An 11,718-nucleotide genomic window follows, 5' to 3' on the forward strand; every position below is an offset into this window, starting at 1 on the left:
CGTCAGGACTCTCGGGCGAGTATGGCCGCCAGTTCGACCCGCGACGTGACACCAAGCTTGGCGTAGATTCGAGACAGGTAGCCTTCGACGGCGCGGATGCTCACGTGCAGCTGCGTGGCGATGTTTCGGGCTGAGTGTCCGTCGGCCAATAGTGTCGCGATTTCAAGCTCGCGACGTGACAGTCGATGAATGCCGACTGGCCTATCGCCCTCGTGGTCGGTTGTGGAGGATGGCTTCGTGGTCAACAGAGTTAGGCCGGGGATGTGTTGCATGTAGCGGCTACAGGCAGAGATGAATAGAGGATCCTTGGCGAGGGAGCCGATGCTGGTGACAGCATAATTTGGTGCGACTCTCGGGTTCCTGATAAAGCCAAGAAGAAATCGGCCGAAGAAAACGGGGGTGCCAGCCGTGACTCTCGCGAACGGTTCTGCGCGGTATGGCGCATAAATGGATGCATCGAGTTCGAACCGGTATTCTTCACGGGAAGAGCGGGCGACGGGCCGCAGAATTCCGGTAAGGTGGATGCTTCCTCTATCGTCCTGCTCGCGTGAAAGGGTGAGACTGGTGGCGTAGCAGGGGTGCAGCACTTCATTGTGGGCGATCTCTGCCCATTCGGGAGTGGCGGCATTGCTGTCGACGGCGATGTCGATTAGATCATTCCCGGCAAGGAGAAGTGCCGCGTCGTAGGAATCGTTCGTCCACAGCAACTGACAGTCGGTCCACCTTTCTGTTGTGATTATTCCTCGGCTGTTGCGTACCTTTACCGACTTTGACGGGCCGGAGTGGTCCAGGGTGTGGGCAGCGGTGAGGATGAGACGGGGGCCAAGCAGGAAACCTGTACCGAGGTGCTCGAACCTGCTGCCGGCCAGGAGTGGATCACTGGTCCTGGCGATTAGGACTAGGCGGGTAGGTGACGGCTCGCCTGGCCATCGTGGAAGCGGTTCTGAGTCATCGGGTGTGCTCGGCGTGCTGTGGCTGGCGTTGTGCTGGTCAGCTGTGGTGGACTCGGTGTTGGCTGGGGTGTGTTCGTCCTGCTCGGCGATTTCATCCAATTTCAGGCGGAGCTCTGGTTTCAGCTGTGTTATGTACTGAAGCGAGTCGACCGCGAGAGACCGCAGCGTGCGTCTATGAGCGGGCTCAGAGTCGGCCCGATCGAGAATCTTCGTCAGTAGCTCTTCTGTCTGCAGAGCCAGCCCGCAGCCGGCTGCCATGAGAATGACCTCGCGCCACCGGTCGTCGTGGGCGTTGTGTGCGAGCTGATCGATGTCGTCTTGTTTAACCGCTGCGCGGGCAGCAAGGAATTCGTGGAACGTCCTGTGCAGGAAATCGATCTGACCCGCTGCTGGGGAGCGTAATACGCCGCTGCGCTCCAGTAGATATCGAAGCACGTCGGCTGCCGAGGAGTGTACGTTGGGCATACTCGCCAGGCGGGCAGTGACTCGCTCGATTGCCCGCTTCTCGCCGATGGTGGAATTGCCGTTTCGGAAGAGCCAATACGCAAGGTCCTCCAGAATGGCCATTTTTTCTTCAAGGCGCATCGTCTCGGCCGCGTTGCGCACGCGGATCCTGCGTTCAGCGTCTCTTCGTTCGAGGAGCATCTCCAGTGCACTTGAGTACAGCTGGATCGGGTCTTGTGCTCGTACGTGGAACTCGGAGTGCAGGGCGCAGATGAGTGACGCCATCAGCGGACTGGTTGCGAGACTGCCCAAGTGCGGGCTGATTCTGATTGCGTGGAGCAGCTCATCTCGCGCTGCTTGCGTTGGCTTCAGATCGGCTGCGTCAGGCGCGCCGTCTGCAAGCGTCGCGTACCAGTACCTGACGAAAGTGTCGATGTTGGAGGCGGTCATCGGCTCGATGTTCAGGCTCTCGAATGCCATTTCATCCAACCAGTTCCATGGCGTCGCGGCTGGTCTGGACGTGACGACATAGCGGACACTTGGATACGTCAGAAGCATGTCCCGCAGCCATTTCCGTACATGGCTGCGTTGTGGTATTGATAGCTCGTCCACGCCGTCCACCAGCAGGACGGCTCGCCCGCTCCGTAGCAGCTCGTGAGTCCAACCCGCGGGCATCAGGTCGAAGATTGCGGTGCCCACGTCGTTGAGAATCTGCTCCGGCTTCGGAAGGTCCCTACCTGCGTGTTGGCGCAATCGGACAAACAGTGGAACGCATCCGTTCCATTCCCGCATCGGCTCATCGAAGTCGCGGTGAGCGCAGCGAACCGCCAGCCACTGCAGAAGGGTTGTCTTGCCTGAACCGGCCTCGCCCCGGATCAGTGCTCGGGAGGTTGTACCGAGCGCCTCCTGAACAGACGTTACCCATTGTTCATGCACTACCGCACCGGAAGGCTGATATTGGCCATGGAGGATTTGCGACTGGATTGACATGCTCAAATGCGCAACTCTCAGCGGATGGTTGATGCCCCGACTGCTCATCGTGAGTCCAAAGACCTCAACTCGTTCCAACGTGTCTGCGAGGAAGCGCAGGTAGAATTCCTCAAAGGCTTCAAATGCCCCTGTTCGATCTCCTGCCCTCCGTGCGAGAAGGTACAGACGCTGGTTGATACGGAGAATAATCTCGAGCGGCCGCGATATTATGTCGCTAAATACTCCTTCCGTGAACGAAGGTAGCGCGTTCGCCACTTCGATGGAAAATGAACAGCACTCACGTAGAATGTCTTCGCAGAGCTCGGCCGCGGGCCGATTCAGTCCGTAGGTGAGCCGACTGGACCACCTGTTTATTGTGTTGAACAGGCGCTCTGGTTCGAGGTTTGCGTCGGCCAGGTCTTCGTCTGTGAAGATCGCTTCGTTGAGAGCGTCGGCAGCTGCGCGAGCGGCTGCGTCGAGCTCATCTTCCTGAAGTTCATCTCGATCCGCACCCTGGTTGACAAACAGGTGAGCCTGCACTTGTTCTGCAACTTGTTCGAAGAACCGGTCGAGATATCGCCGCTCGCGGTCTTTCGGCACGTGGGTGCGAATGACATCTTCCAAACCTACAGTTGGGTCGTACGCGGCTACAGGGTCTCTTAGCCATATTTTGCACGCGGTCTTGACCACAGCGGTGCTGAGGCCCAACGCAGGGTCCCCACTCCGTCGGTGGACCGCCGGCTCGGGCAGAGAAGAGTGCCTCCTGGTAGGACTGGCATCGGCCTCACGTCGGTCCTGGGCCTGGGTCAAGAGCCGACGTAGATCCCGGGATGCCTCGGCGAACGGCAGTAGCGACGGCGGAATCTCGAGCGGCCCGTCAGAGTCCGCGATGACTGCAGCAAATGTGGCAGTCGCATCCGGATGGTTGGCCATGTGGTGCGTGAGCACTCGATAGGTTCGCCACGCGTCGTGCACGCCGAGGACGTTGCGCAGTTCATCCTGGATGCCGTCGCGGAATGTCAGCGCGGTCTGATCGTTGTTGCAGGATGTGTCGAAGAGACCGCTCACGACGACTTCAGCGACATCGACCGTGTCCGCCTCAGGTACGAGAACCTGTCGGATCATGTCGAGTACTGGCAAGCTGACCTGGTTAAACGGCGCGCACAGTGTCGCCAGGCGGGCGGCTGCGGGTGAGGCCGTCAGGAAAAAGGCCTCTACGAGGTCACGAGCCGTCGTCTGATCGTCCAGATCATCCGATAAGGACCGTGGTAGTTCTGGGCGACCGCTCGGTGGAATCAGGACGGCGTCGCAGCCGGTGGGGTCGGAGCGCATCACTGTGGAGGCCCACTGTCCCAGCATGTGCGGGGTCAACGTCATTATTGGAACGGGCAGCCATTGCTGGTCGCTGGCGATGCCATCGCTGAACAGGGCGGGCACACGGTACTGCAGTGCGGTGTTGCGACACCCTGGTGAGCCTGGGCCGATGCGGACAGTGGGCAGATCCAACCCGGTCTGCGCCCACATCTTGGTGGGCAAAGGATTGATCAGCGCCACCGGAGTGCTCTGTGCGAGCTCTCGAAGTACGTCCCATGGTGCTGAGGCGAACCATCCGTCTGAGCAGCAGTCAGTGACGACGACGATGGCGCGGCGCTGGTCGCTAGACCGGAGTCGGTCGAGGGGCACCACTTCACCTCTGACATCGCGCAGCACCGGCACACCGGTCGTGGTGAGGCTCCAGCGCCGGATCGACCGAAATGCACCTACTTGGTGCAGCAACCGGAGGAGATCGGTGATTGCGCTGTCCCAGACTGCCATCGAGACCGCGTCGTCCACGACGACTTCAGCCTCGAACCAACGCTCAGGAGAAGGCCCGAGGACGGGGATCAACTGCAGGGTGCGTGCATAGCTCTGGATGGTTGCGTCCATGGCGAGTTGGCTCCGAGGGCCATCGGCCCATGGACGGCGGAACGGGCGCAATGATCGAGCCAGTTCGACCTGTCGAGGCAAGGACTGAGCCTTTGGTGCCCGAACTGTCCGACCTCGTTGGGGCGTGGCGTCGCCACCTGACCGCAACACACCATCAAACAATCCGGCCTCGGAGTCTTTTGGTTCCTCCGGCGATGGCTGGTTACTTGTTGATGAGTGCGCCGGATCTGTCAAAAGAGCGGGTCGGTCTACTGCTGGGAGCAGGTCTGGGCGAGTAGGTTCCGGAGACTCTCCGGGCGTGGCCGATAGCCACAGAACATCCGCGATGGCTGTGGCGTCGAGATGTTGATCGATCTGCCGCAGTCCCTCGACCAACCGCGTGATCCAGTCAGGCACGGGTTAGCTCGCGCAGTAGCTGCTCGGTCAGCCGGGCATGTTGCTCGCCCGTCGGTGCGGCTTGTCCGGTCAGCAGGTACGCCGCGTTGAGCAGTTGGTCGATTGCAAGGTGTTCACCGCGCTCAGCGCGCTCGAGGAAGTGTTGGACCAGTTCGTTCAGCTGTGCGTCACTGTCAGGGTGCTTGCCCAAATGGGCCTGCACCACTTGACTTATCACCAGTGAGTTGGGGGGAGGCATCGTGAAGCGGACGCACCGGCGCAGGAACGGTGCGGGAAAGTCACGCTCACCGTTGCTAGTCATGACGATGAACGGGAATTCCGCACACCTGATCCGGCCCCGCGCGACCGGCTGCTGCTGACCGCTCTCCCATTCGCGGATCGAGACGGTCTCTTTCTCGTAGCGGGCTAGCTCCGGGATCTCGAACTCGCCACGCTCAAGGACCTCTAGCAAATCGCTGGGCAGATCGAGATCGCTTTTGTCGATCTCGTCGATCAGCAGGGCTCGCGGACGCTTCGCCGGCATCAGTGCTGTGCCGAGCGGACCGAGCTGCAAGAACGGCGCGATGTCGTCCACGCTTTGCTGGAGCTGCTGGGCATGGATACGACCGAGAACGTCGTAGCGGTACAGGGCGTCCGTGAGAGTGCTGCGGGAGGTGACGTGCCAGCGCAATACCGGTCCAAGCATCAGCTCGTCGGCAACCGACTCGATGACGGTGGACTTGCCTGATCCGGCGGGACCTGTGATCAGCATGGGACGTCGTAGGCACAGTGCCGCGTTGACGGCGTCAGACAGACCCTCTGGCGGCTGGAAGATCTTGCCGAGCGACGGCCGGGGAAAGGTTCGCCACGGAGGCGGATCGGGCAGCACGACCTCGCGGACGGCTCCGTCGCCGCGGTAGAGCTGACTCCAGGCCATCAGTTGCTCCCTCGTTTCGCCGTTCGTGGCTGGATGCGGCGGCAGAACCCCAGCCACTCTTCGTCGTCCCACACTGCGCGCAGATCGGCGATACCTCCCGAGGTACCGCTGCCCCAACGCAGCCGGTAGCTGTACAGCAGTTCATCAGGCAAGAGGTGCCAACACTTGGTCACGCTGTCACGCAGGTCGGGTGGGAATTCGTCGACCGTCTGCGGCCACAGCAGGATCGGCGAGTGCATCAACAGCAGGTCCAGCAGGCCCTCCCGAGCGCGCGGCCGTCGGCCTAGACCGAGCGCACGTCCATAACGGCCGTTGGCAAGGTTGTCGCGCAGCTGGATGAGATCGCCGAGGACAGGTCCGTCCAGCCAGTCCACCGGTGAGTCAGGACTGCCCGCATCGAGCTCAGCCAGGCGTCGGGACGCATGGTTGATAGCGCGAACCATCATGCGATTCGGCTTCAACCGGTCGCTCCAACGGGTCGACACAAGAAAGTCCAAGCCCAGCTTCTGGTGGTAATGGACCTCTTCGGGGCGCCACCGCACCAGTAGCGCGGTAGGCAAGGCGACATCGACGTGCCGCAGATCCAGATCAAGATCCTCAGCGTGTTCCACCGCCCAGTCCATGGCGTCAACCAGTGCGGCTTCCACGCCCTCGCGATCTGGCAGACATGTGAACTCGTCTTGCTGGTACCGCTCACCGTCCCGAAGTAACCACGCGGAGACCGTCTCGGGCCAATCGCCAGCGACTGAGGCATGCAGGCTGATGATGAGCCGAAGGCGCCTGGACGCGTGACGGTCTCGCATCGACTCGAGCGCGGTGTTCAGTTCAGAGATCGCGTCGACTGAGTCCGCCCAGGCTTGAAGTCGAACGTCGCCCAGTTCGCCGCCGGACTCGACGATCAGTGCGGTTACGAACCTGGCAAGCTGTTGCCGGCAGTCCGGCTCCGTAGTCGGATGAGACAATGCGAGATGATCCAGAACGGCCGCGTCGTTCGCCAAGTGCATGGGCAGGGCCGGCAATCGGGCGATGTGCGCGGCACGGCGAAGCGTGGCTTGGCTCAACGCGTGGGCGAGATTGCCTCGTAGATACATCGTGGTCCGCGTTGCGACGTCGAGGTTGTCGATCGTCTTGAGGGCAAGTTCCTTCTCTACTGACCACTCCTGAACCTCGAGTTGTCGCCGCAGCTCATCGAGCCCGGAGCTGCTTCGATCCCTGGCCAACTCGACGGGCAGCCTAAGCTCGAGGAGTAGCTCCCCGAGCTGGCCTGCTGCTGGATCATCACCATGTACAGGCCTGATGACGCCGTGGCGCCGGTTGTGGGCGAGCCACAGATGTTCCTCGGCCAGTGAGTCGCCGTCGTAGGTCACAGAGACCGTGTCCTGACCAACGAGCTTCTCGCGAACTCGGCCAAGGATCGAGGAGGGGCTGAGCGTTGGCCCAGCTCCACGAATTCCAACACGCAAGACGCTGGCGACCTGCCGCGACAGCCGCAGGTTGAACGCCTCCTGGTGTAGCGCAGACGCCATGAGCAGATTGCATCGAGTCTTTCCGGTGCGGATGCCGGCGGCCAGTCGCCCAAGGTCCGGGGCAGCCGCCACCGCAGTGCACGTATCGATGATGGCAATGACACCGTTGACCCGTGGCATGTCCGCCGCCTCTATCAGCAGCTCGCGCACGTTGACTGCACTGGCTCGGAGCCCAGGCTCGGACTGCGATGCCATGAGGTACAGCGTCGGGTCGCTGCCTGTCACGAACCCATGGCCAAGTATCGCCAAGACCAGTGTGGCGTCATGGTCATTTGCATGCTCGATCGCTGCGCGTATCCCGATGCGAATGTCATCTGCGGTCAGGCACTTGGCTGTGAGCAGTTCCGAGCCATCGGGCAGTCCAGGGCGACATGCGCCCAGCGTCGAATCGGTGAGCACGCTTCGGAGTTCATCGGCAGCCTGGACGATCAGGGAAGTTAAGGTCGGATCATGGTCGTACTGGACCGCAACGATGAGGACATGGCGGCGGACGGTCATTGCGAGTCCGCGCTGAACCTCGCGGCTACCTCGGCCACCGGACCGGCAACGCTGCTGTGCTGCAGGTACTTTGTCGCGGGGTGAACCCACATCCCGTCTGAGTCAACCCGCGAGCTATGTGGAGCTACACCCTGAGAGTTCGCGGCGACATCTGTCTCAAGCTGAGGCCGGGCGGCGATGATGTCGTCCCGATCCCAGAAGTTGAGCCAGCGCTGCACAGATTCCGGCGCACGGGGCGGAGTCGGTCGCAGCCGTGATAGCACCACGGTGCGCATCGCGATTGGCGATCCGAGCGTCACCAACAGAGGCACCGTGCCAGTGAACTGATGCAGCGTCTCCAGACACACGACGCTGCCCAGTGAGTGAGCGACTACGATGGTCGGAGAGTCACCGAGTGCATCCATGACACGAGCGCGGATCCGCTCATCAAGACTGGACCCCGACGCGTCGTGCTCAGCGCGAGCCAGGTAGCGCGCTACCTGGGCGAGGTCGCGGACCATCATCTTGCCGGTAGCCCATTGCCCGGCCTTCCGCAGTGGGCCAAGCCCTAGCAAGGTGGTCGCAGCGTTGACCGTTCGTCGGACGATGTTGCCTACGCCCTGCGCAGCGCCCTCGGTGTGCAGTTCGCCATCTGCATGCCTGAGGCGGTTTTGGGCCGCCGCTTCGTGTGGCAGGGTCAGCTGAACGGTGATTGCCTCGCGCAGGAGATCGGCCAGGATCATCGCTTCACGCTCATTGAGATCGATCTCGCCGTCGGTTTGAGCGCCGGGCTTGGCGAACAAGTCTGCGTAGTTGGCGAATACGACCTCTGGGCCGGACTGCTGGTCGAGTGTGGCGGCGAACTGAGAATGACCGGCCTGACGGGCGCCGATGAGCAGGGCTTCCAGCCAAGCAGCTCGCTCGCGGTCAGTATCACGTACACCACCGATACCGTGGACGAACACGAGCCGCGTCATGGCGAAGCTTCCTCCCAGGTTCCCTGTTCCTAACACCTCGCTGAGAGGAAGCGATGTGTTACCACGTCAACGGAACGTGTCACGTATCGTTACCGCAGTCCGAAGCAGCTCAGCGTGATGAGTCTGCGGATCCCGGCTGACTAGGCCTTCCGGAGCATTCGCCCCTCTGAACAGAAGCCTGATCATCAGTCAAGACTGGACGACGTGGTCGGCGGTAGCGACAGGCCCGTATCCGTCGAACAGCTCAGCAACCCCGACGTTGAGCGTCTGCGCCATGACGAGCACATCGGCGAACGTCAGGTGTGTTCGGTTGCCGGTCTTGATGCCGCGGTCTTGCTGCGGCTCGGCAGCGCACCACGGCGTGGCCATGAAGGTCAGAACTGACCGCGGATGCCGGTCAGTTCTGACCGCAGTTGGCGATTAAGCGCATGATCAATGTCGATGAGTTTGGACCGCACTAGTTAATCTCGGTGGCGCTCAGGCGGTGGTGATCACCACGCTGGCCGATCTTTGTTGAGGGCGCAGGTCTGGGTGAGCCCGCAGGGTTTGGTTCCGGTCTCGATGGTGTTGCCGCCGTGGGTGGGCCCCGGTCGACGATCGCGCAGAGCCGCGGGTCGGTGAAGGTCTTGGTCCAGTCGCTGAGTCCTCTCGTTGGAGGCGATCGCGACGTAGTTCTTCTCCTCTGGTCCGGACAGCCCCGCACGGGCATCCCGGCGAATCGCGGCGTACAGCTCCACCCTCGACATCGACGGCACGAGCGGCTCCTCGGCACACGCGAAGCGACCATGCTCCTACCGCCGGCAACCCCGACGTCAAAATTCGTGAACATCGACCCGGACGATCAAGCCCCTGCCGTCCAGGTTAATGAACAACCGCCGTCGCAGAAGGCGAACAATCTCACCCTGCGGTCAGATGCCACCAACACCAGCCTCACGACCTCGCCGGGTGCGGTCACGACCAACGAACAACCGCGGTCACTTCACGCAGACAGAACCAAGCCGTCCTGGCCCGGCAACTCATGCGGGCCGCGAACGTTAGACAGCGGAGCGCAGAGGTAGCTCATCGACGCCTCGGGTTCCTGTCGAATCTGGAAGGCGTCCGTGGGCGTCTGGAAAGGAACCCCGTTGCACGGCGGGCGCAAGGTCCGTCAGCAGCGTGTCCGCCAATGGAGTCAGTTCGTACATGGTCGACTTCGGGAACCGTGCTGGTTGCTCATGCCGCACCACGAGGTTCTTGTCCTCCATGCTGCGCAGGGTTCGAGTCAGGATGCTGTCGTGCAACCAGCGGTCCGAGTCGGGTTGCCCGATCGCGGTGTCGTGAATGGTCGCCAAGATCTCGGAGAAGTGCTGAGGGCCATCAGCAAGTGTGCCGAGGATGGCCGGCACCCACTCGCCTCTCAGAAGCTGGAGCAGGTTGTACAGGCCGAACCAGTACGTCGATTCTCGAGCCGGAATGACTGTGCGGCAGGGCATGCACGGCGTCGGCCGCTGCAGAGGTACGAGGTCGTACCGCGATGATCCGGGGCTGCTGGGCAGCTCGTTGGGATCGTCGAGTCCGGTATCGAGTGTCGACGAGGCGATGCGGATCGTGTTGCGTCCAACGCGCTTGGCGCGCCGAAGGGCAGCATCGGCATCGAGCAGCAGCTTGTCGACGTCGGCGTCGTCCGCTCCAGGTGTGTGAACGGCAATGCCGATGGAGGCACTGAATCCGCTGAGGACCGCCTCGATACCTGAGGCTTCCGCGGGGGCGAGGCTGATAGCAGCGATATCTGCGTGGATCCGTCGCCCTACAGCGAGAGCATGTTCGGTGTCTGCGCCAGGCGCCAGGACTACGAACTCGTCGCCTCCGAAACGACCTACCAGGTCGGAGTCGCGAACGGCGTTGCGTAGCACCTCGGCGGCCGCACTCAGGACGGCGTCACCAGTCGAGTGGCCGAACTCGTCGTTGACGGATTTGAAGTGGTCCAGATCGATGAAGAGCAGCGTGGCCGACTGACCTCGGCGCAGAGCCTTGCTGAGGGCGTGTGGGGCGTGAACGTCCCAGCCCCACCGGTTAAGCAAGCCCGTCAGTCGATCCTGATCCCAGGTCCCCCGAGGCTGGCCGCACGATGCGCACTGCCGGGGCGGCGGTTCACTCAGTCGTGACGATGTGGCTGTGGCTGTAGTTGGCGCGGTCATCCTGACGATCCCCCGAACGCTTCTACCCGGCGTCACCCACCGGAGTTGTACTGGATTGCTGTTTCAGGTTTGTCACCCTTCAGGGCGGTTGAAGGCAAGTGCTCGTGACATTAGGCTGATAAGAGCAAGACTTCAACCAGAATGCGCCGATCTGGTGATATTTCCTCAATTCAGTACAAGTTCGGGCCGGGGGTGGGCGTATGGACGTACAGGCGTGGCCGTCGTTCGCGGATGTGCTCGACCAGCTGTGTTCGGCCCCGCGAGCCGGCACCGGACGGCCGTACTCCAACGTCGAGCTTGGACAAGCCACCGGCATCACACACAGCTACATCGCGCACCTGCGGAAAGGGCGCCGCGAGCCCACGCTGCAGACCGTCGTCGCCTTGTCCGAGGCCTTGGACGTGCACCCGGCCTTCTTCGTGGGCGGCCGCCGCGATCGCACGCCTCACCTGCCCGACCGTCCGTTCGCTGTCAAGCTCAACCGGTTGTTCTCACTGGTACACCCGCCTGGCCAGGGTGAAATCACGCCGGAGGCCGTGGCGGCCACGGTGCGCCGCAGGGCAGAGGCCATCGGCGACGACGGTTGGACGATCGCTCCGAACACCATTCGCGACCTGCGCAGCGGCAAGAATCCCAGCCCGAAACTCAAGCACGTGATCGCCCTCGCGGTCGCCTTCGGCGCGGAGCCCGCCTACTTCTTCGACGAGGAGCTCGCCGGCCGTGTAGAGGAGCAACTGGAGACCCATCAAACGATGGAGCGCCTGGGGGTCAACGAGGTCATCCTGAGGGCGACAGCGACATCCCCTTCGGCCGAGGTACGGACCAAGGTGGTGCTGGCGCTTGTGCGTGCGTTACGGCCCGAGGTCGAGTCCGAGGAGCTACTACGGCTGCTGGAGCAGCCCGACCTCGGACCATCAGGCGCTACCGGTGAAAGCAGCTTGAGGTGATTCGCGATGA

The 11,718-nt window shown here is 62.2% G+C and carries 7 protein-coding genes; 1 reads left to right on the top strand and 6 read right to left on the bottom strand.

Annotated elements, in window-relative coordinates:
• Positions 1-2: 2 nt before the first annotated feature.
• The 6 genes from AB0M24_RS38405 to AB0M24_RS38430 all read right to left on the bottom strand — a co-directional run bounded on the left by AB0M24_RS38405 (position 3) and on the right by AB0M24_RS38430 (position 10,761).
• The gene (locus tag AB0M24_RS38405; RefSeq protein ID WP_363778402.1) at positions 3-4,688 is read right to left on the bottom strand and encodes an SAV_2336 N-terminal domain-related protein; all 4,686 of its coding nucleotides are present in this window, start codon (positions 4,686-4,688) and stop codon (positions 3-5) included.
• A complete protein-coding gene (locus AB0M24_RS38410; RefSeq protein ID WP_363778403.1) occupies positions 4,681-5,604 on the bottom strand; it encodes a MoxR family ATPase in 924 nt (307 codons plus the stop codon). The genes AB0M24_RS38405 and AB0M24_RS38410 overlap by 8 nt, the downstream gene beginning before the upstream one ends.
• Positions 5,604-7,628, bottom strand: coding sequence for a hypothetical protein (locus AB0M24_RS38415; RefSeq protein WP_363778404.1), 2,025 nt, complete (start codon positions 7,626-7,628; stop codon positions 5,604-5,606). Before AB0M24_RS38415 ends, AB0M24_RS38410 begins: the two co-directional genes overlap by 1 nt.
• Positions 7,625-8,584 (bottom strand): alpha/beta fold hydrolase, encoded by a 960-nt coding sequence (locus AB0M24_RS38420; RefSeq protein ID WP_363778405.1) that lies wholly within the window; start codon positions 8,582-8,584, stop codon positions 7,625-7,627. The genes AB0M24_RS38415 and AB0M24_RS38420 overlap by 4 nt, the downstream gene beginning before the upstream one ends.
• Positions 8,585-8,773: 189 nt before the next feature.
• A complete protein-coding gene (locus AB0M24_RS38425; protein WP_363778406.1) occupies positions 8,774-8,953 on the bottom strand; it encodes a hypothetical protein in 180 nt (59 codons plus the stop codon).
• Positions 8,954-9,618: 665 nt separating this feature from the next.
• Complete coding sequence (locus AB0M24_RS38430) at positions 9,619-10,761, bottom strand: diguanylate cyclase (protein WP_363778407.1); 1,143 nt, start codon at positions 10,759-10,761, stop codon at positions 9,619-9,621.
• A gap of 200 nt (positions 10,762-10,961) precedes the next feature.
• On the opposite strand from AB0M24_RS38430, the gene AB0M24_RS38435 reads away from it, so the two are divergent.
• Positions 10,962-11,708, top strand: a complete 747-nt coding sequence (locus tag AB0M24_RS38435; protein WP_363778408.1) for a helix-turn-helix domain-containing protein — start codon at positions 10,962-10,964, stop codon at positions 11,706-11,708.
• The last annotated feature ends 10 nt before the right edge of the window (positions 11,709-11,718 follow it).

This window comes from Lentzea sp. NPDC051838, from assembly GCF_040681245.1.
GTDB lineage: Bacteria > Actinomycetota > Actinomycetes > Mycobacteriales > Pseudonocardiaceae > Lentzea.